Origin of the sequence: Rahnella rivi (genome assembly GCF_019049655.1) — a bacterium.
Classification (GTDB): domain Bacteria; phylum Pseudomonadota; class Gammaproteobacteria; order Enterobacterales; family Enterobacteriaceae; genus Rahnella; species Rahnella rivi.
Genome location: NZ_JAFMOX010000065.1, coordinates 51,588 through 73,466, shown reverse-complemented (window position 1 = coordinate 73,466; position 21,879 = coordinate 51,588). Strand labels below are relative to the sequence as shown.

The following is a 21,879-nucleotide window of genomic DNA, read 5'->3' as shown; positions in this document are numbered from 1 at the left end:
GATCACTTTTTCGCTGGCTGCTGGCGGTAATGTTCCAGACGCTCGCGAAAATAGGCGCGCAGATGTTCCGGCTGCTCCATTTCCACTTCATCTGCATTTACCGGCAGATTATTGCGCTCGCGCACCGCGACAGTCCCGGCCGCGAGCCCGGCACTCACTTTGTCCATTTCTTCTTTACTGAGCCCTGCGAGTGATGTGTTCATGGTGTCTCCTTTAACTGAATGGTTACGTTGTCCCGCACTGTCTTTACTCTGCTGCCGTTCCGGCCAGGGTTTTCAGCATGCCGTCAGCGCAATACTTCTCCAGCAATGCCAGATCGGTTTCCTGATGCGCTGAGGAAAGAAAGCGGGCAATAGTGTCGTGGTCGTCTTCTCCCCAGATAAAGATTTTGTCGGGATGATAAAAAGCATGATCTTTTATCGAGGCATTATTGGTTATCAGCTTTTTGTTGAAAGCCATCGCTTCGAGCGCGCGCAGCGTTAATCCGTGTTGGCCCGGCTTATTGATTTCGAGCACGACGGTGGAACGTTTGAGTTTTTCAATATTTCGCTGATAACTGAGTTTTTGATTGATGCAGAAGGCCGGGTAATGGGGGTTTTCCGCATCACCGCCCACCAGATAAAAATCCGGCTGGCACTGATTTTCCTGCAACAACGGCGCCAGTTGGTTAATCAGATTGGCCCGGCCATCATCATAGCCACCGACATAAAAGCATGAGTGCGCAGACGGGGCGTTGGCCGGTTCAGCCCGCCACGCCGCGATGTCGTTGCGGGTAAAGGGTAAAAACTGATCGACATAGGCAAGTTGATATTTCAGGCAATCTTCCGGGTCGAAACTGTAGATAACGTCAAAAACAGGTTTCACTCTGTCCAGATAGTTTTCATTGTCGGAAAGCAATTTCAGGCGGCGGCGCTTAGAGGTCAGTGCCGACACGGCGTCACGCAAAACCAGGATCTTTTTACAACGCAGCGGCGCAATCAGATCCAGCAACAGAAACGCGCTGTAGCCATTGCAAATGATCACATCGTTGTCAGCGACATGCCGAAATTTTATCGCACTTTGCCATCTGGCATGGCAGCGCCTGAGCGTGTTTCCAGGCAGGAGATTTTGCACAGACTTGAAATGCTGTTTGACGCGATAAATCTCACTGACGTTGAAGTCTTTTTTGAGGGCAGACGTCATCATCCTTTCGTATTCTGAGTTCCACTCAACGAAATGTATGTTGGCTGCTTTCCTTTGATGATTACCCATTACGCTCCCCTTTTTTATCCCGCAGTCTACCATTTCCGGTGCGCAAAGGGGGCGCGTAAGGCGCCCGAATTGGCCTGGTATTTCACAATTGGTTTACAAAATCGCCAGAATCAGGTCATTATTCAGGCTTCTTTTGCACTGAACGGAGCCTCAAGATGACGCGAATGACGGCCAAAGATTTTCCCCCTGAACTCCTCGAATACTTTGATTTCTACGTGCATGGCAAGATGACCAAACGGGAGTTTCTCGATCTCTCGGCGAAATTTGTGGTCGGCGGATTATCGGCGGCGGCGCTCACCACGCTGATGACACCGAATTATGCCTATGCCGAGCAGGTCGAATTTACCGATCCGGACATTGTGGCGGAATATATTCAGTATCCGTCGCCGCAGGGGCACGGCAGCGTGCGCGGGTATCTGGTGCGTCCGGCAAAAGCCACCGGCAAGGTGCCGGGCGTGGTGGTGGTGCATGAAAATCGCGGGCTGAATCCCTACATCGAAGACGTGGCGCGCCGCGTGGCGAAAGCCGGATACATCGCGCTGGCACCGGATGGCCTCAGCTCGGTGGGCGGTTATCCCGGTAACGATGAAAAGGGGCGCGAGCTGCAAAAAGGCGTTGATCCGACCAAGCTGATGAATGATTTCTTCGCCGCCATCGAATTTCTGATGCACCACGACACGGCCACCGGCAAAGTCGGCATCACCGGTTTCTGTTACGGCGGCGGCGTGGCGAATGCCTCGGCGGTGGCCTATCCCGAACTGGCGGCGGCGGTGCCTTTTTACGGGCGTCAGCCAAAAGCGGAAGACGTGGCACGCATCAAAGCGCCGTTGCTGCTGCATTACGCCGAGCTGGATAAGCCGATCACCGAAGGCTGGCCCGCGTATGAAGCCGCGCTCAAAGCCAATAACAAGGTTTATGAAGGGTATGTCTATCCCGGCGTAAATCACGGGTTCCATAATGATTCGACGCCGCGTTATGACAAAGCGGCAGCCGATCTGGCGTGGGAAAGAACGCTGGCCTGGTTTAAAAAGTATCTCGATCCGCAGACGGAAACCGCCTGACGGAAAGTACGTTAAAGAAAAGGGCGGGATCGCAAAATCCCGCCCTTTTTTTACGTGTCAGACGCCGGTCAGGATTTCAGAACGCCGTCGAAATCCGATGCATCATGACGTTCTTCCAGCTGCTCATCGCCCCAGGTGCGGTTGACAATGCGCCCGCGTTTCACCGCCGGACGGCTGGCGACTTCTTCGGCCCAGCGCTGGAAGTGCTTGTAGGAATGAATGTCGAGGAACTCAGCAGACTCATACAGCCCGCCCTGCGCCAGACTGCCGTACCAGGTGAAAATGGCGATATCGGCAATGGTGTACTCTTCACCGGCAATAAAACGGTGCTCCGCCAGCTGGCGGTCTAACACGTCGAGCTGGCGTTTGGCTTCCATCGTAAAGCGGTTAATGGCGTATTCGATTTTGACCGGTGCGTAATGGTAGAAGTGGCCGAAACCGCCGCCCAGATACGGCGCGGAGCCTTGCAGCCAGAACAACCAGTTCAGGGTTTCGGTGCGTCCGGCGAGGTCTTTTGGCAGGAACTTGCCGAACTTCTCTGCCAGATACAGCAGGATGTTGCCGGATTCAAACACGCGGATCGGCGGGGTGGTGGAGTTATCCAGCAGCGCCGGGATTTTCGAGTTCGGGTTGACGTCTACAAAGCCGCTGGAGAACTGATCGCCTTCGTTGATGCGGATGATAAACGCATCGTACTCTGCGCCGCTGATGCCCAGCGCCAGTAACTCTTCCAGCAGAATAGTCACTTTCTGGCCGTTCGGCGTGCCGAGGGAATAGAGCTGCAACGGATGCCTGCCGACCGGCAATGTTTTTTCATGAGTCGGGCCCGCTATCGGGCGGTTGATGTTCGAGAATTTACTGACTTCGTCTTTATTCCAGGTCCAGACTTTCGGTGGCTGATACTGTTCTGACATTGAAATCTCCGCATCTTTTTTTAGGTTAGGACAGAGAAGTCTAGCAGGAGATGAAAAAGCGCGACGCTGAGAATGTGCCCTGCCGGATGCAGGGCACGCACAGGGCTTAATCCTGCATTAATGCGCTGCGCCCGCCGTCCATGACGATGGTGGTACCGGCGATAAAACCGGCAGCCTGACTGGCTAAATACAGGCACAATTCGCCCACTTCTTCAGACGTACCGATGCGCCCGACCGGGTGTTTCCTGATGGTTTCCTCGCGCGAGGCTTCGCCGTCTTCATGGGCGTCGAACCACAGCTGATTGCCCGCCGTATCAATAAAACCGGGGGCGATCCCTACCGTGCGGATCGCCGGACCCCATTCGATGGTCAGGCTTTGCACCAGCGAAAGCAGGGCGCGTTTGGTGATGTTGTAGGGCGCGCAGCCGGGCATGGTGGAAAACGCGTGATTCGAGGTCATGATCAGGATCACGCCTTTGGATTTTTCCAGCAATGCGCGGCAGCATTTGGCGATATACCAGTGCGAACGCAGGTTGAGATCCAGATTGTGATGCCAGTCTTCCGGTTCGCAGTCGATGCCTTTGAAAACGTTTTTACCGGCATTCGACACCAGCACATCCAGCCGGCCAAAGCGTGTTTCTACCTCTCTGATGAAATTCGCGATGGCGTCCGTTTTGGTGATATCGACGGAATAATAAAAGAACTGCTCCGGGAACTGCGCCTGCAATTTCATGGCGTGCGGGGCGTTATCCGCAGAAGAAAATGCGCAGCCAATCACGATGTCACCGTGATCCAGGAAGGTGCGTGCGATGGCGTGACCGATGCCCTGGCTGGCACCGGTGACGATCACAACGCGCGGGAATGTAAGCGTGGTAGTCATAAGAACTCCGCAACATTAAAGGGAAAAAGTGCTGATGAAGGTGTCGATCGACTGATGGTCTTCTGCCGTCAGTGTCCAGCCCGGATGGCGGCAGTAGTCGGTGGCGATGATCCTGCGTTTGTGCAAAATGGTTTTCTCCACCTGAATGATGTATTCACAGTGCGTCATCCAGCGGCGGATCCACGGTAAAAGCCGGGCGTGCAGTGCCCGCGCCTGATCGTGTTCGCCTGCCTGCCACAAACGGTAAATCTGCACGTAAATCTCGCTGAACGAACAGCCCGGCATCACGCCTTTGCCGCCCGCGCTGAGCATCTCCGGCATGTATAAACCCGCGTAACCGTTGAGCACACAGGCCTGCGGCGCGCGTTGCAGAAACTCACGGGTGTAATCCACCGGCGGATTGCATTCGATTTTAAACACCGCGTGCGGGTAGCGCCTGGCCACCTCGCTGAGCTTCTCCGGCGTAATCGACAAACCGGTTTCCCCCGGCGCGTACTGCACCATGACCGGAATCTCCACGGCTTCCAACACCGAGAAAATGTGGTGCGAAATCGCGGCGTTATCCGGTTGCAGGAAAAACGGTGGCAGCAGCATCAGGGCATCGGCGCCGCGTTTCTGATAATCCCGCGCCCGTTTCACCGCCACTTCGGTGCTGTGATCGGTGACGGACAGGGCGCGGAAAATGCCGCTGCCGCTCAGCGTGGAAATAAACTGATCGGCGAGCCGCAGCCGTTCGCTGTCCTCGAGTTTGGGGAATTCGCTGGCAATACCAAACAGCGTCAGCCCCTGAATGCCGGTGTCGGCAAGGTGGCCGAGCAGGCGGTCAACGCTCGCGTAATCCGGTTCGCCCTGCGCGGTGAAAGGCAGCGCGGCAATCGGATTGACGCCGCAAATCTGTGAAGATGAATACATCATTACACCTCGTCACGGTCGGCTAAGACCGCGCCCTGTGCGGCCGGTAATGCCCAGCGGCGGTATAAACGCAGGAAGCCGCGTGGCACCTGTTTTTCGACCGGCACCCAGTGTTGGCGGCGCATGGCCAGTACGTCTGCGCTGACGTTAAGCGTCAGCTCGCGGGTCGGAATATTGATGGTGATGATGTCGCCGTTTTCGACCAGCGCCAGATCGCCGCCGTCGCTGGCCTCCGGCGAAATATGGCCGACAAACAGCCCGCGGTTGGAGCCGGAGAAGCGCCCGTCGGTGATCAGCGCGCAGCTGTCAGACAGCCCCATGCCTTCGAGGCATTTCATCGGCTTGTACATTTCCGGCATTCCCGGCCCGCCTTTCGGCCCTTCGTAACGCAGCACCAGCGCACTGCCCGGCGGGATGTCGCCGGAAAGAATGGCGTCCACCGATTCCTGTTCGCTGTTAAACACCACCGCCGGGCCGCTAAAGATCATCAGGTCTTCCGGCACGGCCGCCGGTTTCACCACGCAGCCGAGCGGCGACAGATTGCCATGCAGCACCGCGACACCGGCTTCATTGCGCACCGGGATCGCCAGCGTATGAATGACTTCCGGACGCGAGGTTTCAGGCTGCGTTTCCAGCCACTGGCGCTTGGTCTGGCCGCTGACGGTCAGTGCATCCAGATGCATCAGCGCGCTGATTTCTTTCTCGACCGCCGTCACGCCACCGGCTTCCCAGAAGTCGATCATGTCGTGCTCTGACGCCGGATACAGCGCGGCGACCAGCGGCACGTGATGGCTGAGTTTGTCGAAATCCGACAGCGGCAGATGGCCGTATTCGGCTTCGTAATGAATGGCCTGTAAATGCAGGATGGCGTTGGTGGAGCCGCCGGTCGCCAGCAGGTAAATCATGGCGTTGCGGATAGCGTCCGGCGTGATGATCTGGCGCGCATTCACGCCGCGTTTCACCAGATCTACCGCCGTCTGACCGGTGCGGAAGGCGCATTCCCGGCGCTGCGGCGAAATGGCGGGCAGGGTGCTGCTGCCGGGTAAACTCATGCCCATCACTTCAGCGATGCAGCACATGGTATTGGCGGTGCCGTACATGGTGCAGGAGCCGGGGCCGGGCTCGGCGATATCTTCGATGTGACGGAATTCTGCCTCGTCGATTTCACCGCGCTTTTTCCAGCCGATGGCTTCGGTCACGATGTTGCCGTCCCAGTCTTTGCCGTGATAGCGCGCCGGATACATCGGCCCGCCGTTGACCAGAATCGCCGGAATATCCAGACGTGCCGCCGCCATCAGCATGGCGGGCACGATTTTGTCGCACGAGCCGAGCATCACCATGCCGTCGAAACGGTGGGCGCGCATCATCACTTCGATGGAGCTTGCGATCACTTCGCGGGCGGCCAGAATGTAACGCATGCCCAGATGGCCTTCGGCGATGCCGTCGCACGGCGCAATGGTGCCAAATACCATGCCGACGCCACCGGCTTCGTCAATGCCTTTGAGGACTTCGGCGGTCAGCTCATTGAGGTTCACATGACCGGCGGTGGCGTTGGTGTAGCTGTTCACCACGGCGATCACCGGACGGCGCAGTTGCTCATCGGTATGCCCCATCGACTTGTACAGCGCGCGTTTCAGTGCGCCGTCGTCTCCGCTTAATACCGGGTTAAAGTGGTCACCACAGGTTCCACATCCGTTACTGCATCCGCTCATACACTGCCTCTTTTTAATGATGATTCAACGCCGCTTTCAGCCGCTGGTTCAGGGCTGCGACGGGGATTAACCAGCCGTGCTGGTAACAAAAATATCAATGGCGCACACAGCAGCAGGAAGGCGGCGAGAATATACAGGCCCATGTTGGTGCTGCCGGTGTTGTCTTTCAGCCAGCCGAGAACGGTCGGGCCGAAGAATCCGGCCAGGTTGCCGACCGAGTTGACCAGCGCGATACCGGCCGCCGCCGCGGTGCCGGAAAGCAACGTGCCGGGGAGGCTGATGTAGGTGGGGATAAGCGCCAGCGTGCCGGACATGGCTAAGCAAATCCACGCCATCATCCATACCGTTGAGCCGCTGCAATAGGCGCTCAGGCTCAGGCCGACCGCGCCAATAATGGCGGGAATGGCGATATGCCAGCGGCGTTCACGGCGTAAATCTGAGTGGCGGCTGTTCCACACCATAAACACGGCGCCGAACACGTAAGGCAGGGCGGCGAGCAGGCCGATGTGAAAATCATCGGTCACGCCGGAGGTTTTGATGATCGACGGCAGCCAGAAATTAATGCCGTAGTAACCGATGTTAAAGCTGAAGAAAATCAGCGCCAGCAGCCAGACGTAGCCATTTTTAAACATCATTTTCAGGCTTTGCGGCGGTTTACCGGCATTGGCTATCAGGCTGCGCTGACGGTCTGTTTCCAGATCCTCGGCGACAATCTGTTTCTCTTGTGCACTTAACCAGCGGGCGGCGTTGACGTCGTTATCAAGATATTTCAGTACCACAAAAGCCAGCAGGAAAGAGGGGATCGCCTCCACCACAAACAGCCATTGCCAGTTGTGCAGGCCATCGACGCCCTCAAAGGTTTTCAAAATCAAACCGGACAGCGGGCTGCCAATGATGGTGGACAACGGCGTGACCAGAATGAACAGGCCGAGCGTGCGTGCCGAGCGCCACGACGGAAACCACAGCGTGAGATAAAAGACGATACCGGGGAAGAAACCGGCTTCGGCCACGCCGAGCAGGAAGCGCAGCACATAGAATTGCATCGGCGTGGTCACAAAGATCATCGCCGCTGACAGCACCGCCCAGCTGATCATGATCCGCGCTATCCAGAAGCGCGGGCCGTAGCGTTGCATCATCAGGTTGCTCGGCAGTTCAAACAGGAAATAGCCGATGAAAAAGATACCGGCACCCAGCCCGTACACCGTGTCGCTGAAGTTCAGCGCATCCTGCATATGCAGTTTGGCAAAACCGATATTGACGCGATCCAGATACGCGAAGAAGTAGCACAGAATTAAAAACGGGATCAGGCGACGGGTGATTTTGCTGTACACCGCGTCAGCTCTGTTTTCAGAATGAATAATCGCCATAGGTTCTGATCTCTTCATTTCCCCCGCCGTCAGGAAGGGGAAAACGGGGTTAGTAAAGAGAGCTGCCGATATTTCTCAGAGGCAGGCCGGCCATCAGGTTTTTCTCGATATTTTCCAGCGAGATGTTTTTGGTTTCAGGCACGAAAAGCAGGGTGAGGATGATGCACAGGACGTTCAGCACGGCGTAGAGCCAGAAGGTGCCCGCGCTGCCCACCGAGTCGATAAGCGTCAGGAAGGTCGCGCCGATAATGGTGTTGGCGATCCAGTTCGCCATGGTGGAGCAGGTAACGCCGAAATCGCGCCCGGCCAGCGGCTGGATCTCTGAACACAGCACCCAGATCAGCGGCCCGGCGCTCATGGCAAAACCGGTGATGAAAATCAGCAACAGGATGACGGCGGTGTATTGCTGCACCGGGCTGGTGATGCCGATGAAGAACATGTAACCCAGTAACGCCATGCAAATCGCCATCACGCTGAAACCGAGTTTGAGGATCGGCTTGCGTCCCCAGCGGTCTACCAGACCGATCGCAATGAACGTCGCCAGCACGTTGGTTAAACCGGCGATCACCGTGCCCCACATCTGCTGTTGGGTGGAGGCAAAACCGGCAATGGCAAAGATTTTCGGTGCGTAATACATGATGACGGTCATGCCGGTGAACTGCTGCATGAACTGCAATAACACGCCGAGGCAGGTGGAGCGGCGAAAATGACTGCTGGCACGAAACAGCTGCCAGCCGCGCTGGCTTACCTTCACGCTTTCGCGGATGGCGTCCAGCTCGGTGTGCGCTTCCCTTTCGCTGGAGCGCAACAGCAGCAACACTTTCTGCGCCAGCGCATGTTTGTTTTTCATCATCAGCCAGCGCGGGCTTTCCGGCAGGGTGAGAACCCCGGCAAACAGCACCAGCGCCGGAAAGGTGATGATGCCCAGCATCCAGCGCCAGTTGCCGCTTTGGCTGAAGGCCGTGTCGGAGAGAAACGCCACCAGGATCCCGATGGTGATCATCAGCTGATACATGGAAATCATGCTGCCACGGATATGTTCCGGCGCGATTTCAGACAGATACAGCGGTGCGACGAACGAGGCGACACCGACCGCCGCGCCGAGCAGGAAACGCGAGACGATCAGAGTCTGCAAATCAGGGGCAAAGGCGCAACCGACCGACCCTGCGACAAAAAGCGCTGCGCCAATCAGCAGCGTTTTTTTACGTCCGATACGGGTACACATCGGGCCGCTGCACAGTGCGCCCAGCGCCGCGCCGACCATCATGACGCTGACCACCATTTCCTGCTGATGGCTGCTCAGCCCGAATTCCTGTGCCAGAAACGGTAAAGCGCCCGCGATCACGCCCATATCCAGCCCGAACAGCAGACCGGCCAGCGCGGCTAAAAAACACACCAGCAACGTTTGCCGGTTGGTGCGGGGAACAGAGTGTGGAATTGCATGTGTCGTCATACGAAACCTCGGAGGTCATTTTATGTTTTTATTGGGATGTGTAGGGAAAGCAGAGTGGCCGCTGTCAGGTGGTTTTACGGCTCAGCAGCGCTTCATGCGCCTGATGCCACGCGCCCTGATAAGCCAGCGCGCGTTCGCGCAGTGCGGTCAGGGAAATGCCCGGCTGATAGAGGCCACCGCCCAGGCCGAAACCGCGTGCGCCAGATTGCAGATACCTGTGCATTTGTGCGGGATCGGCGCTGATCCCGCCGACCGGCAGGCACAGGGTTTTTTCCGGTAATACCACCAGCATCGCTTTGGTGATGGCCGGGGTGATCATCTCCGCCGGAAACAGCTTCAGGGCGCTGGCACCGGCATTCAGCGCGGCAAAGGCTTCGCCCGGCGTGGCGACGCCCGGAAGGCTGACTAAACCGAGCGCACAGGTGGCGCGGATAACCGAAAGATCGGGGTTCGGGGAGATAATCAGCTGACCCCCGGCTTCCGCCACCTGATGCACCTGACGTTCGCTGAGCACGGTACCCGCGCCGACAAAACCGTTATCACCGACGGTTTTCGCCATGATGGCGATCGACTCCAGCGGTTGCGGGCTGTTCAGCGGCACTTCCAGCCAGGTAAATCCGCATTCCAGCAGGGTACGCGCCACGCCTTCAGCTTCGGCGGGCGTCACACCCCGTAAAATGGCAATCAGCGGCAACCGGCATTGCTGCCAGCGGGTGGAAAAATTCAGTGCATTCATGTGCGTTCTCCGTTCAGGCTGCGGCAGATAGCGGCCATGCCTTCAATAAAACAGTCATTGCCGTCAGCCGGTTGCAGGCTGATGCCCATCTGGCTGGCAGCGCGGGTGTAGCGTTCGGTTAATGCCGGGGAACCGACGATCCACGCCTGCGTTTCCGGCAGGGCCAGCAGCTCTGCGCCAATGAGTAAACCGGAGAGGTAGCTGGCAACGTCTGCAGGAGGCAGCGTGCCGTCGAGCCGCAGGGTGCGCGCCGAGAACAGCGCATTGCTGAGAAACGGTGCTGCGGGCGCATGACTGACGCCAAGCGCAAAGGCGCTGGCATCGTCTGACGGCTCAGGCAAATCCCGGCCCAGCAGCGAATGGTTGAGCATCACGGCGTAGATTTCGCCGGTCATAAAGGTGCTGAAATGACGGATCTGGCCGTTCAGCAGGAAGGCATGTTTGCTGTGCGTACCCGGTAAAATCACACAGTGCTGCGCCTGCGGGTGCAGTGCCGCCAGCCCGGTCAGCTGGACTTCCTCTCCGCGCATCACGTCGGGCAGGCCGAACGCGTTTGGGCCGCTGACGCCCGCGATTATCTGGCACGGGCTTCCCCACGGCGTGTTCACCGTGGCGACCTGCGCGGCGAGCTGCTCACCTCCGGCGGGCAGGGCGACGTAAGGCACTTCCAGCCAGCCTTGCTGTGAGCCGACCATTCCCGCCATCAGCAGCGGCAGCCTGGGGTACTCGTCCAGCCACGGCTGAATCAGAGGCTGCAACGCCGCCGCAAACTGCCGGTCGGGTACGTTAAGCAGGCCGCAGGGGGCGTGAGTCGTGGCAACACAGAGGGAATCCTTCATCAGGAACGCCCGAAAATTCGAGGTTCCCCAGTCAATGGCAATCCAGTGTTTGTGCATGGCATTCTCATTCTTGAGTTACAACAATATAAATCTTGTATGACAAGAATGATGGGTGAGAAATAACCTTATTACTGTGAGGGAGATCGGAAGTTAGCGAATCAGGCGGGAAAAGCGTTAAAAGAAGTGTTGATACTTTTCGGGGATCTCACGCCAGATATGTTTGTGCGCGGCGCTGAGTAAGATGTGGCGCATGCACTGGCGCGCCTCGTCGACCTGCTTGAGGCGAATGGCTTCGAACAGATCCCGGTGCTGCTGCACGGCATCCTGCGTCAGAGTGAGATCCTCTTCGAGGGTATGCTTAAAAGAGAGCAGCATCGCCGCAGACAGCGCGCTGCCGACGGAGGAGAGGAACGGGTTATGGCAGGCTTTGAGCACCGCCGTATGAAAAGCCAGATCGCCCTGTTCAAACTGGGCGGCAGAACCCTTTTGCTGCCCGGACTGCATGGCGTGCAGCGCATTTTCGATGGCGGCGAGATCGTTTCCGTTGGCATTGAGCGCCGCCATGGCCGCGACGTCCGGTTCGAAAATCAGGCGCGTGAGCATCAGTTGCTCAACCAGTTCGGATTCAATCCCGACGTCTTCCAGCCATGAGAGCACGTCGGCATCCAGAAAACTCCACTGCTCGCGCGGCGTGACGATACTGCGGCGCTTGGCCTGGATCAGTAACATGCCTTTTGCCCCCAGCACCTGAAGCGCGTTGCGAACCGACGTGCGCGACGCCTCGTACTGCTGCGCCAGCTCATTTTCTCCCGCAATCGGCATGCCAACGGCCAGCTCACCACGAATAATACGCAGCGCTAAATCGCGGGTAATGGATTCTGAAACGGAAGCGGTGAGTTTGTTCATGAAGTTTCCGGTGAGGCAGCGGCAACAAGACGCCGGGTGATTAAGTCACTGTAATGGCGACATGTTACACCGCAATCTCTCATAACCCAACCGGCTGCGGATACAAGCCTTTGCGCTTCCATTTCACATCGACCACCGACTGGCCGCTGTGGATTTTTCCCTGCAACAGCAGATTAAACTTGGCGCTGGTGGCGCGCATTAAGCGGCTTTGCAGGATATACACCGCCTCCGTGCCGAGCTCGCGGCAGGGCAGCAGCATCGAGGTGAAATTCATCGGCGTCGCGGTTTTCATCTCATGGGCGAAATCCATGCTCATCAGTGAAATATCTTCCGGAACCCGGATGCCCATTGCGGTCAGTGCTTCCAGCGTGGCGTGGGCAATCGGCGTACTGCCGCAGACTATCGCCGAGGGCAGCGTTTCCCGTTTATGTTCGCGCAGGTATTTATCAATGCTTTCCCGCGCCTGCTCCTTGCCATTACCTTTATTGATCAGCAGATGAGTGGCTTCATCAAAAGCAATGTGATGTTCAAGACAGGCGCGTTTGAAACCGTCCAGACGCTGCATCATGGTTTCCCGCCGCAGATCGGTGAACAGCAATACCGGCCTGTGCCCCTTCTGGAATAAATAATGTGCCGCGCTGTAGCCGATGGAATAGTGATCGGCGGAAACACAGTCGAGGCGCATTTCGCTGTCTTTCGCGTTAATCATCACCACCGGTTTATTGGATTCCGCCGCCAGCCGGTACAGCATCACATCATCAATGCCGATAATAATAATGCCATCCACATCCGACTGGCTGAGCGCCTGCATGAAACCGGCGATATCCGGATCATTCACCGTCAGCGCGCATTTTCGCACGTGAATGTCGAAACGGCTGACCTCCGCCGTTATTTCCTGAATGGCTTCATAATAATAGAGATCTTCATGGGGAGAGAATGCAGCCGGTGGCGCGCAAATTAACAGAGTATTCATTAACAGGCGGCTGGCGGGAATGTCGCGCAAAATACCCATATTTCTGGCATGGGTAAATACTTTTTCTTTTGCCTGCGGGCTGACATTCGCTTTGCCAGCTAATACCCGGGAAACAGTGCTGGGAGAAAGCCCCGTTAACTCGGCTATTTGCCTGATTTTTAATTTTCCTGTCATTTTGTGATCAACGCCTCATTAGCTTATGGACTTATTACCACGTGTAACTGTTTGTAATTCATCAGCTATTCATCATCATAGCAAATCCGAAATGCCGCGCTGCAATTCCTGTCACAAATACCGATTGTTGGAAAAAAATGCCATTACTATTCTCTCAGCAATAAGTGTTGCAGCAGATTTTAAGTATTTATCCGCGCCAGATGAAATGACGAAACACGTAAAATCAGTCATTAAATCAGCAAGGTGACGGCTGCCCATCAGTCTGAAATCAGGAATAAAATAATGCTGAAAATAGCGATCGTTGGTACCGGTAATATTTCACATAACCATATTCAGGGATATTTGCAGTTTGCTGACCGTTGTCAGATTGTCGCGCTGGTGGATATTTATCCTGAGAAAGCCGAAGAGAAGAAACGGCATTACGGCCTGACAGAGGCCAAAGTCTATGCCAGCCATCAGGATATTCTCGGCGACCCCGACATCGACGTTTTTGACATCTGTACGCCGCCGTATGTGCATGCACAAATTTCAATTGATGCGCTGACCGCGGGCAAACATGTGCTTTGTGAAAAGCCGATGGCGGCATCATTACAGGAATGCGATGCGATGATAAGCGCTGCGCAGGCGAGCGGCAAAACGTTGTCGATCATTGCCCAGAACCGCTTTACCGATGCGTTCTGGCGGCTGAAAAAAGTCATCGATTCCGGCGAAGCGGGCAAAGTCTGCCATGCGCAGGTGGACTCTTTCTGGTGGCGCGGCCACTCGTATTACGATTTGTGGTGGCGCGGCACCTGGGAAAAAGAGGCAGGTGGTTGCACGCTCAATCACGCTGTTCACCATATTGATGCGATTCAGTGGATGCTGGGTTTCCCGTCGGAAGTGGTCTCGATGATCACCAATGCCGCGCACGACAATGCCGAAGTGGAAGATCTCTCGGCGGCGATTTTCAAATATGACTCCGGTGCGCTGACCCAGCTGACCGCCTCGGTGGTGCATCACGGCGAAGATCAGAAGATGGTGATCCAGGGCGAGCGCGCGCGGATCTCCGCGCCGTGGGACACTTTCGCCAGCATTTCTGCACCTAACGGTTTCCCTGTCGAAGCGCGTGATACGGCGCGGGAAAACCGTCTCAACGACATTTATCAGTCCATTCCTGCGCTGACGTACACGCTGCACACCGGTCAGATCGACAATTTCCTCACTGCGCTGGAAACCGAAACCGCACCGCTGGTCGACGGCGTGCAGGGCAAACGCTCGCTGGAGCTGATTGCCGCGATTTATAAATCCGCCATCACCCGCTGCATTGTGACGCTGCCGATTTTGCCGTCGGATCCTTTCTATCAGACCGGCGGGCTGGTGTCGCTGGCACCGCACTTTTATGAGAAATCCGCCTCCGTGGAAAACTTCGCCAATGAAGAGGCGATCCCGCTGGGCAAAAACATGGATAAAGGAGCCTGAAGATGAGCATTCAAGACGGGATGAACTATGCGCCGGTCGGGAAACCGCAACCGGTAGTGAAGCCGGGCGAGTTTGTGATGGCGGCGGCGGCGCTGGATCACGGGCATATTTACGGCATGTGTAACGGGCTGATTGAAGCCGGTGCCAGCCTGAAATGGGTTTACGACCCGGATCCGGAAAAGGTGCAAAAATTTGTCAGCCAGTATCCGCAGGTGGCGGTGGCAGATTCACTGGAAACGATCCTCGCCGACAGAGAAGTTCAGCTGGTGGCGGGCGCGGGCGTGCCTTCTGAACGCTGCGCCCTTGGGCTAAAAGTGATGGAGGCCGGTAAAGATTATTTCACCGATAAAGCACCGCTGACCACGCTGGAACAACTGGCCGCGGCAAAAGCAAAAGTGGCTGCCACCGGGCGAAAATATGCGGTTTATTACAGCGAGCGGCTGCACGTTGAGAGCGCGGTTTTCGCCGGACAACTGGTGCAGGAAGGGGCGATCGGGCGGGTTATCCAGACGCTGGGCACCGGGCCACACCGCGAAGGCCAAGGCCGCCCGGACTGGTTTTACGAACGGGAAAAATTCGGCGGCATTCTGTGTGATATCGGCAGCCATCAGATCGAACAGTTCCTGTTTTACACCGGCAACCGCAACGCCCGCGTGGTCGCCGCGCAGGCGATGAATTTTAACCATCCGGTGTCCCCGCGTTTTGAGGATTTCGGCGACGCGATGCTGGAAGGCGACAACGGCGCACGCGGTTATTTCCGCTGCGACTGGTTCACGCCAGACGGGCTGAGCACCTGGGGCGACGGACGTCTGACGCTGCTGGGTACCGAAGGCTACATCGAGATGCGCAAATATGTCGATATCACGCGCGGCGAGCAGGATGTGGTGTATCTGGTGAATCAGCAGGGCGAGTTCCGCTATCCGGTATCAGGAAAAGTGGGCTTCCCGTTCTTCGGCCAGCTGATTCAGGATTGCCTGAATCGCACCGAAAACGCCATGACCCAGGAGCATGCGTTTAAAGCCGCCGAGTTGTGCGTGCGGGCGCAGATGCTGGCAAATCAGGCGGGACAATCGGTGTAATCCGGAGGCGCGTCATGAAAACCATTAATGCGGCCATCATCGGTTGCGGGGCTATTCACACCTGCCATGCCGGGGCGATCCTGCAAAATCCGGCCAGCCGTTTACAGGCCATTGCCGAATGCGATGTTGAAAAAGGCCAGGCGCTGGCGCAGCAGTATCAGTGTGCGTTTTACGCCGATTACGCCGAAATGCTGCGCGATCCGCACATTGATGTGGTGCATATTTGCCTGCCGCATTATCTGCATCAGGAGGCCATTCTCGCCGCACTGGCGGCGGGAAAACACGTATTTACCGAGAAACCGGCGGTACTCAATCCCGGCGAAATCAAGGCGGTTAAAAAAGCGCTGACCGACTCGGGAAGGCTGCTCGGAGTGTGTTATCAGAACCGGCTTAACCCGTCGAGCCAGAAAATCCACGCGCTGCTGGCAAGCGGCGCGCTGGGCAAAATGCTGAGCATTAAAGCCGTGCTGACCTGGTCACGCGGCGGAGCCTACTACAGCAAGAGCCCGTGGCGCGGGCATTTCGCGACCGAAGGCGGCAGTCTGCTGATCAATCAGGCGATCCACACACTGGATCTGATGCAGTGGTTTGGCGGCGGCGTTCGGGCGATAAAAGGTGTGGTGGACAGCCATTTTCTGGGGGAGGTGACCGAGAACGAAGACACCGCCATGGCCAGCCTGATACTGGCGAATGGTGCACGCGGGCTGTTTTATGCCAGCAACTGTCACAGCACCGATTCCCCGCTGCTGCTGGAAATCCACTGTGAAAACGGGCTGCTGCAACTGCACCATAACGCGCTGTGGCTGATCTCAGGAGAAAATAAAACGCTGCTGGTCAGCGATCACAGCCCGGCAGGGCAGGGGAAAAGTTACTGGGGCGACAGCCATCGTCAGGCCATTAATAATTTCACGCACTCTGTCCGGTCTTTCGAGAACAGAAACCTTGAAGATGATAATTATACCTCTCTGGATGAGGCCGATATTTCCCTCAAGATGGTTGAGGCGATTTATCGTTCCTCACAATTAAGACAATGGATCACGCTTGAATAAATAATATTAATAATAACCCTACATTCACAGGATAATAAAAATGAAGCCTACTGAACGCAGAGTCGGTTACGGCACGGCCATAGGTTATGGCGTGACGGATTTATTTGGTGGCGGTGCATTCGCCGTTATTGGTACCTGGCTTTTATTCTTTTATACGACCTATTGTGGATTATCCGTATTAGAGGCCGGGTCAATATTCGCCATTGCCCGCGTCATCGACGCCATATTAAGTCCGATCATGGGCTACATCACCGATAATTTCGCCAACACCTGGCTTGGGAAAAAGTTTGGCCGCCGCCGGTTTTTCCTGCTGATCAGTTCCCCGCTGATGTTCCTGTATGCGCTGGTCTGGGTAACCGACATGAGCTACTGGTATTATCTCGGCACCTATCTCTCTATCGAGTTGCTTTCGGCCATGGTGCTGGTGCCGTGGGAGACGCTCTCTTCTGAAATGACCAACCGCTTTAGCGAACGCACCCGCCTGTCAGGCGTACGCATGATCTGCTCCCAGCTCGGTGGCCTGCTGGCGGTGTCGATCCCCGGTGTGATTATGCAATTCACCGGTAAAGATAATCCGATGACGTACACGTATACCGGTATTATTTTCGCCTGTATTTTCTGCGTCGCGGTCTTTACCACCTGGATGTGTACCTGGGAAGCCAAAGACGTGCGGGAAGAGTTTGAGCCGGAACCGCTGGGCGCAAACAGCGGCGGATTGCTGCACCATTTAAAAAGCCTGGCGCTGGATCTTCTTTCCTCCTTTAAAATACGTATGTTCCGCCAGCATATTATTATCTATATTTTCTCTTTTACCGCACTGGACGTATTTGGTGCCGTCTTTACTTATTACGTGGTGTACGGATTACATCTGAGTGCGTCGGCGGTATCGGGATATTTAACCGTCGCGGCATTAGCCTCCGTGCCTTCCACCTTTATTTTTATGATGCTGCTGGAAAAAATCAATATGTCACCTTCCGGCGCATTACGGCTGGCTTACGGCATTATTTTCTGCGTACTGGCATTCCTGTTTTATGTGTATATCACCGAAATGACGGTGTCTGTTTTGCTGTTCTCGGCAGTGTTCGCGGTGTTCGGTTTTGCCCGCGCCGGGCTTTATTATATTCCGTGGAATATCTACAGCTTTATTCCCGACGTGGATGAAATCGTCACCAAAAAACGTCGCGAAGGGATATTTGCCGGTGTGATGGTACTGACCCGAAAAAGCACCGTGGCGCTGGCAATTATGCTGATCGGCATCGTGTTGCAGGAGAGCGGTTTCGTTAAAGGGCAGGGTATGCAACCGGTCAGCGCGCTGCATGCGATTATCGGGCTAATGATATTCGCCACCGCCGCACTGCTGGCCGTCAGTTTTTACATGACGTTCAAATTTAAACTGACGCGTGACACCCACAAAACGCTGATCAAAGAGGTCGCGCGTCTGAAACTGGGCGGCGATCTTGCAGACTGCACGCCGGAGTGCCAGAAAGTGATCAAAGACCTGACCGGCTATGAGTACAGTGAAGTCTGGGGCGCAAGTGCCAGGGGAAAAGTGCTACGCAGTGAAGTGACGGGGTAGCGTGAAAAGGCGGGCAGCGCGGCTGCCCGCTCACGGCTACTGCGCGGGCAGGGTCTGATTCCCGTCTCCCAGTGCGCGCTGCATAAATACGGTATCCAGCCAGCGGCCATGCTTGAACCCCACCGAGTGCAGGGTCCCTTTTATCTGAAAACCGGCCGCGAGATGCAGATTGATCGACGCGGTATTGTCGCTGTCGCCGACGTTTCCAATCAACTGACGAAAGCCGTGAGTTTCCGCCCAGTCGATGGCGCGGCGAAGCAGCGCTTTACCCGCTCCCCGTTTCTGAAAACCGGGATCAATATAAATAGAATCTTCCAGCGTGAACCGGTAAGCGAAACGCTCGCGATAACGGCCAAGATAGCAAAATCCTTTCACTTCCCCTTCATGCAGCACCACCAGCCACAGCAGACCGGCCTCTTTGATTTTTTTCAGACGGGCGGAGATTTCACTTTGCTCAGGCGGTTGAGTCTCGAACGAGGCCGTTCCGTGAATGACGTGCCAGGCATAAATTTTTTGCATCGCGGAAACATGTTGTTCATCCGCCTCAATAATTTCCATTCTTCCTGCTCCGCAGAGGGTGCCAAATCACTACTTTTTGCGTAAACAGGGCCCGAAGGCAAACTGTTTTTGACAGGTATAAGTAAAACGTCTGGATACCCCTGCCGGCCACTGTTCTGTGTTTATACTTTTTTCTTCTTATCGATACTTTTTTGGTTTTTTAATCACCGTCGGTCCTCCTGTTATAGTCAGTGTCTTTGCACATTAGCGCTTATTTTTTAAGGATAAAGAGTGAAACTGACAACCTCTCATTTTCGGGCCGGAGCCCTGGTTTTGCTGGCGGGTTTACTGCTGGCAGGCTGTGACCAAAAAAGCAGTGATTCGAAACATATTAAGGTGGGGGTGATTAACGGCGCCGAGCAGGATGTGGCGGAAGTGGCTAAAAAAGTCGCCAAAGAGAAATACGGTCTGGAGGTCGAGCTGGTCGGTTTCAGCGGTTCGTTACTGCCGAACGATGCCACCGAGCATGGCGATCTGGATGCGAACGTTTTCCAGCATCGCCCGTTCCTTGAACAGGACAATAAAGCGCATAACTATCATCTGGTCGCCGTCGGTAATACCTTCGTTTTCCCGATGGCCGGTTATTCAAAGAAAATTAAAACCGTTGATCAACTCAGCGAAGGCGCGACGGTCGCGATCCCGAATGATCCGACCAATCTCGGGCGTGCGCTGTTGCTGCTGCAAAAAGAAAAACTGATCACCCTCAAAGAGGGAACCGGCCTGCTGCCGACGGCGCTGGATATCACTGCAAACCCGCATCACCTGAACATTATGCAGCTGGAAGGTGCGCAGTTACCGCGCGTACTGGACGACCCGAAAGTTGACGTGGCGATCATCAGCACCACCTACATTCAGCAAACCGGACTCTCGCCGGTGCATGACAGCGTGTTTATCGAAGATAAAAACTCTCCCTACGTCAATATTCTGGTCGCGCGGGAAGACAACAAAGAGGCGCAGAACGTGAAGGAGTTTCTGAATTCTTACCAGTCGCCAGAAGTGGCGAAGGCGGCAGAGAAAATCTTTAACGGTGGCGCGGTGCCAGGGTGGTAACAGGCGGTTGAGGTGTCAGACAGGCGCTGAACCGCGCCTGTCTGACCGAAGCGTCACATCATGGTGCCGCTTTATTTATGTTGTTTCGCAAACTCTTCTTTGGCTTTCTTCAACTGCTGCTGGAAGGCATCGTTGGTGTGAAGCGTGGCGACCACCGCGGAGCCGACGATGCGGGCGGCATCGACATCGCTTTGCCAGTGGTATCCGCAGATCACACGGCTCTGGCCCAGATCATAACCGCGCTGAAGGATTTGATCCTGACGTTGCGGGTTGATTTCAGTCAGTACCAGCGCTGTCGCCCAGCCGATAGAGGTGTGGCCGGAAGGATAGGATCCGTTCTTCGACAGCTTATCTTGCTCGGTGGTGTTACAGGTCGGCACGCCGTAGAATGCAAACGGACGAATGCGCATGTACTTCTCTTTGGCTGAGCGGGTCGCCAGATCGCCGGCATCTTCAATCATATTGGTCAAAAGCTTGTGCAACTCCGGCGTATCTTTGGCTGTGATCGGCGAGCCGAACGCACCGGAGAAGGCATTCGCCACGCCGCCGCCGCTCAGGTTAGCGTCTTCAGCAGCCTGTTTGCCGCGCTCGGTTGAACGCAGCAACCGGCCCTGTTCATACATGGCCTGATCGTTGAGAAACGCGATACTGCCAACGGCAGGTGGCGGCGGAAGCAACGTCAGGCTGTTGATCGCCTGATCGTTTTTCAGATAGTAAAGGTCTGGTTTGGTGGTCGCATCGTTGCCGGTGAGGGCGAATGCATTGACAGAAAACAGGCTGGCGAGGCAAAAAGTAGTCAAAGTCTTCATCAAAGTTTCCTTACTTACATCTTAGATTTCATTACGAACTCATTTCCGTAACATTTTTTAACATGTGTAAGTAAAACAAATTTTTTGCAGGAAAGTTTGCGTGAGATCTCAAAACTGGGAATTTGTGGAGATTGCTGTCAGTTGAGCCAGGCAGCGACACCCCCGTGTCTGGAACAGGTCCCCCGGCGATGCGTACTGAAACTGTACGTGCCATCCCGGCACTGAGCCGATGCGCCATCGGGCGCGTTACCCGATTTTGTATGCGCCGGACGGTGAATTTCCTGCCCGTCAGAGTTGGTGTAATCCCCTTGCTCGACAAGTTCATTATCCGAAGGCGGAGACTGTGTATGCTGCTTTGCCGTAGCAGTATTGAATAAAAGCGTGATCGCAAAAAGAACAAATCCGAGTAAGCGCATGATGGCACTGCATCCCTGTCGTTGCTGTATGGGTTGTAATTATTTGCGACGAGAATACACCTGAAAACCACATAAACAATGCTGATATTTGAACAGTAGTTGAGCGGCTAAAGAACGTGCATAAGGAGAAGGGGGGATATATTTTTTAGAGCAAGATGAACAGGGCTTGAAGGGGTGAATGGTGTTTCTATACGCGCAGTCCCAACATATTTTAGGTTCTTAAGGTGATTGCGCGGAGTATCTCTCGCTGAGCCCCTGCGGGAATAAATGCCCTCTCATATGAGATTGTCTGTGAGTAACAACAGGAAAAGGTAAGGTGCGTTAGTGAGACATAATTTTGGGAGTTCGCAGAAATCAGCTTGTTGATTGAAAGTTCAAATATGGAGCCGCTGGTCTTAACCTTACATTTTTTCAGTTTTGATTTTATCCCTTACGCTGCCAGAGCACATGGTGCAAGGATTCGCATGTTTTACCCCAACCATATACCACTCCCTTTTCGGTGACTTATTTTCACGTAAAACTGATAAAATTATGCATTACAAAAACTTCAGGTGGGTGCGGTTTAGGGTAATTTTCGTCAAAATTGTGTCTATATTGAAAACATAAATAACATACGGATTTAAATGGAGATTACAGCAATAATGGGTTCTTTATATTAAAAAAACAGGTAGTAATGACATGTTGCTAATAGTGGTGCTTGTAAGTT

21 protein-coding genes are annotated in these 21,879 nt (G+C 55.1%); 6 read left to right on the top strand and 15 right to left on the bottom strand.

What is annotated here, in order from left to right; genetic code table 11:
- Positions 1-2 precede the first annotated feature (2 nt).
- Both J1779_RS19585 and J1779_RS19580 read right to left on the bottom strand, forming a co-directional pair.
- On the bottom strand, positions 3-203 hold the full coding sequence (locus J1779_RS19585) for a DNA polymerase III subunit theta (RefSeq protein WP_056774278.1): 201 nt from the start codon (positions 201-203) through the stop codon (positions 3-5).
- 43 nt (positions 204-246) lie between these two features.
- A complete protein-coding gene (locus J1779_RS19580) occupies positions 247-1,251 on the bottom strand; it encodes a WaaS/CpsH family glycosyltransferase (RefSeq protein WP_217204562.1) in 1,005 nt (334 codons plus the stop codon).
- A 155-nt stretch (positions 1,252-1,406) separates the two neighbouring features.
- Between J1779_RS19580 and yghX the strand changes: the two genes are divergently transcribed.
- Positions 1,407-2,312, top strand: a complete 906-nt coding sequence (gene yghX, locus J1779_RS19575; RefSeq protein WP_056774285.1) for a YghX family hydrolase — start codon at positions 1,407-1,409, stop codon at positions 2,310-2,312.
- A gap of 68 nt (positions 2,313-2,380) precedes the next feature.
- Here yghX and yghU read toward each other — a convergent pair whose 3' ends face one another.
- The 10 genes from yghU to J1779_RS19525 form a co-directional block, all read right to left on the bottom strand.
- A complete protein-coding gene (gene yghU / locus J1779_RS19570; protein WP_217204561.1) occupies positions 2,381-3,226 on the bottom strand; it encodes a glutathione-dependent disulfide-bond oxidoreductase in 846 nt (281 codons plus the stop codon).
- A gap of 106 nt (positions 3,227-3,332) precedes the next feature.
- Positions 3,333-4,106 carry an SDR family NAD(P)-dependent oxidoreductase gene (locus tag J1779_RS19565; RefSeq protein WP_122097501.1) on the bottom strand — a complete coding sequence of 258 codons (774 nt, stop codon included), beginning with the start codon at positions 4,104-4,106 and terminating at the stop codon, positions 3,333-3,335.
- A 15-nt stretch (positions 4,107-4,121) separates the two neighbouring features.
- Positions 4,122-5,018, bottom strand: a complete 897-nt coding sequence (locus J1779_RS19560) for a dihydrodipicolinate synthase family protein (protein ID WP_217204560.1) — start codon at positions 5,016-5,018, stop codon at positions 4,122-4,124.
- Positions 5,019-5,020: 2 nt separating this feature from the next.
- Entirely contained in the window at positions 5,021-6,730 is a 1,710-nt protein-coding gene (ilvD, locus tag J1779_RS19555; protein WP_217204559.1) for a dihydroxy-acid dehydratase, read from the bottom strand.
- Positions 6,727-8,115 carry an MFS transporter gene (locus J1779_RS19550; RefSeq protein WP_235533424.1) on the bottom strand — a complete coding sequence of 463 codons (1,389 nt, stop codon included), beginning with the start codon at positions 8,113-8,115 and terminating at the stop codon, positions 6,727-6,729. The genes ilvD and J1779_RS19550 overlap by 4 nt, the downstream gene beginning before the upstream one ends.
- Before the next feature lie 31 nt (positions 8,116-8,146).
- A complete protein-coding gene (locus tag J1779_RS19545; protein WP_217204558.1) occupies positions 8,147-9,550 on the bottom strand; it encodes a sugar porter family MFS transporter in 1,404 nt (467 codons plus the stop codon).
- A 64-nt stretch (positions 9,551-9,614) separates the two neighbouring features.
- A complete protein-coding gene (locus J1779_RS19540) occupies positions 9,615-10,286 on the bottom strand; it encodes a 2-dehydro-3-deoxy-6-phosphogalactonate aldolase (RefSeq protein WP_217204557.1) in 672 nt (223 codons plus the stop codon).
- The gene (locus tag J1779_RS19535; protein ID WP_217204556.1) at positions 10,283-11,182 is read right to left on the bottom strand and encodes a 2-dehydro-3-deoxygalactonokinase; all 900 of its coding nucleotides are present in this window, start codon (positions 11,180-11,182) and stop codon (positions 10,283-10,285) included. The genes J1779_RS19540 and J1779_RS19535 overlap by 4 nt, the downstream gene beginning before the upstream one ends.
- 117 nt (positions 11,183-11,299) lie before the next feature.
- Positions 11,300-12,031, bottom strand: coding sequence for a FadR/GntR family transcriptional regulator (locus tag J1779_RS19530; RefSeq protein ID WP_217204555.1), 732 nt, complete (start codon positions 12,029-12,031; stop codon positions 11,300-11,302).
- A gap of 79 nt (positions 12,032-12,110) precedes the next feature.
- The gene (locus J1779_RS19525; RefSeq protein ID WP_122097508.1) at positions 12,111-13,178 is read right to left on the bottom strand and encodes a LacI family DNA-binding transcriptional regulator; all 1,068 of its coding nucleotides are present in this window, start codon (positions 13,176-13,178) and stop codon (positions 12,111-12,113) included.
- Positions 13,179-13,460: 282 nt separating this feature from the next.
- Between J1779_RS19525 and J1779_RS19520 the strand changes: the two genes are divergently transcribed.
- Genes J1779_RS19520 through J1779_RS19505 form a run of 4 tightly spaced genes read left to right on the top strand, consistent with a single transcriptional unit; the run spans position 13,461 to position 18,340 of the window.
- Positions 13,461-14,636, top strand: a complete 1,176-nt coding sequence (locus tag J1779_RS19520; RefSeq protein WP_217204554.1) for a Gfo/Idh/MocA family protein — start codon at positions 13,461-13,463, stop codon at positions 14,634-14,636.
- A 2-nt stretch (positions 14,637-14,638) separates the two neighbouring features.
- The gene (locus J1779_RS19515; RefSeq protein ID WP_217204553.1) at positions 14,639-15,715 is read left to right on the top strand and encodes a Gfo/Idh/MocA family protein; all 1,077 of its coding nucleotides are present in this window, start codon (positions 14,639-14,641) and stop codon (positions 15,713-15,715) included.
- A gap of 14 nt (positions 15,716-15,729) precedes the next feature.
- The gene (locus J1779_RS19510) at positions 15,730-16,764 is read left to right on the top strand and encodes a Gfo/Idh/MocA family protein (protein WP_217204552.1); all 1,035 of its coding nucleotides are present in this window, start codon (positions 15,730-15,732) and stop codon (positions 16,762-16,764) included.
- 40 nt (positions 16,765-16,804) lie between these two features.
- Positions 16,805-18,340 carry an MFS transporter gene (locus J1779_RS19505; protein ID WP_217204551.1) on the top strand — a complete coding sequence of 512 codons (1,536 nt, stop codon included), beginning with the start codon at positions 16,805-16,807 and terminating at the stop codon, positions 18,338-18,340.
- A gap of 36 nt (positions 18,341-18,376) precedes the next feature.
- Here J1779_RS19505 and J1779_RS19500 read toward each other — a convergent pair whose 3' ends face one another.
- Entirely contained in the window at positions 18,377-18,898 is a 522-nt protein-coding gene (locus J1779_RS19500; protein WP_217204550.1) for a GNAT family N-acetyltransferase, read from the bottom strand.
- Positions 18,899-19,129: 231 nt separating this feature from the next.
- On the opposite strand from J1779_RS19500, the gene nlpA reads away from it, so the two are divergent.
- Positions 19,130-19,948, top strand: a complete 819-nt coding sequence (gene nlpA, locus J1779_RS19495) for a lipoprotein NlpA (RefSeq protein WP_217204549.1) — start codon at positions 19,130-19,132, stop codon at positions 19,946-19,948.
- A gap of 71 nt (positions 19,949-20,019) precedes the next feature.
- Here nlpA and phoC read toward each other — a convergent pair whose 3' ends face one another.
- On the bottom strand, positions 20,020-20,757 hold the full coding sequence (phoC, locus tag J1779_RS19490; RefSeq protein WP_056774350.1) for an acid phosphatase PhoC: 738 nt from the start codon (positions 20,755-20,757) through the stop codon (positions 20,020-20,022).
- 137 nt (positions 20,758-20,894) lie between these two features.
- Positions 20,895-21,173 (bottom strand): DUF3761 domain-containing protein, encoded by a 279-nt coding sequence (locus J1779_RS19485; protein ID WP_136376815.1) that lies wholly within the window; start codon positions 21,171-21,173, stop codon positions 20,895-20,897.
- Positions 21,174-21,879: the final 706 nt, after the last annotated feature.

Coding starts and splice junctions, on each gene's coding strand:
- ilvD (WP_217204559.1), bottom strand. CDS start 6,730: ATGAGCGGATGCAGTAACGGATGTGGAACCTGTGGTGACCACTTTAAC.
- J1779_RS19580 (WP_217204562.1), bottom strand. CDS start 1,251: ATGGGTAATCATCAAAGGAAAGCAGCCAACATACATTTCGTTGAGTGG.
- J1779_RS19510 (WP_217204552.1), top strand. CDS start 15,730: ATGAAAACCATTAATGCGGCCATCATCGGTTGCGGGGCTATTCACACC.
- J1779_RS19505 (WP_217204551.1), top strand. CDS start 16,805: ATGAAGCCTACTGAACGCAGAGTCGGTTACGGCACGGCCATAGGTTAT.
- J1779_RS19545 (WP_217204558.1), bottom strand. CDS start 9,550: ATGACGACACATGCAATTCCACACTCTGTTCCCCGCACCAACCGGCAA.
- J1779_RS19565 (WP_122097501.1), bottom strand. CDS start 4,106: ATGACTACCACGCTTACATTCCCGCGCGTTGTGATCGTCACCGGTGCC.
- J1779_RS19560 (WP_217204560.1), bottom strand. CDS start 5,018: ATGTATTCATCTTCACAGATTTGCGGCGTCAATCCGATTGCCGCGCTG.
- phoC (WP_056774350.1), bottom strand. CDS start 20,757: ATGAAGACTTTGACTACTTTTTGCCTCGCCAGCCTGTTTTCTGTCAAT.
- J1779_RS19520 (WP_217204554.1), top strand. CDS start 13,461: ATGCTGAAAATAGCGATCGTTGGTACCGGTAATATTTCACATAACCAT.
- J1779_RS19550 (WP_235533424.1), bottom strand. CDS start 8,115: ATGAAGAGATCAGAACCTATGGCGATTATTCATTCTGAAAACAGAGCT.
- J1779_RS19525 (WP_122097508.1), bottom strand. CDS start 13,178: ATGACAGGAAAATTAAAAATCAGGCAAATAGCCGAGTTAACGGGGCTT.
- yghU (WP_217204561.1), bottom strand. CDS start 3,226: ATGTCAGAACAGTATCAGCCACCGAAAGTCTGGACCTGGAATAAAGAC.
- J1779_RS19585 (WP_056774278.1), bottom strand. CDS start 203: ATGAACACATCACTCGCAGGGCTCAGTAAAGAAGAAATGGACAAAGTG.
- yghX (WP_056774285.1), top strand. CDS start 1,407: ATGACGCGAATGACGGCCAAAGATTTTCCCCCTGAACTCCTCGAATAC.
- J1779_RS19530 (WP_217204555.1), bottom strand. CDS start 12,031: ATGAACAAACTCACCGCTTCCGTTTCAGAATCCATTACCCGCGATTTA.
- J1779_RS19535 (WP_217204556.1), bottom strand. CDS start 11,182: ATGCACAAACACTGGATTGCCATTGACTGGGGAACCTCGAATTTTCGG.
- J1779_RS19500 (WP_217204550.1), bottom strand. CDS start 18,898: ATGGAAATTATTGAGGCGGATGAACAACATGTTTCCGCGATGCAAAAA.
- J1779_RS19485 (WP_136376815.1), bottom strand. CDS start 21,173: ATGCGCTTACTCGGATTTGTTCTTTTTGCGATCACGCTTTTATTCAAT.
- J1779_RS19515 (WP_217204553.1), top strand. CDS start 14,639: ATGAGCATTCAAGACGGGATGAACTATGCGCCGGTCGGGAAACCGCAA.
- J1779_RS19540 (WP_217204557.1), bottom strand. CDS start 10,286: ATGAATGCACTGAATTTTTCCACCCGCTGGCAGCAATGCCGGTTGCCG.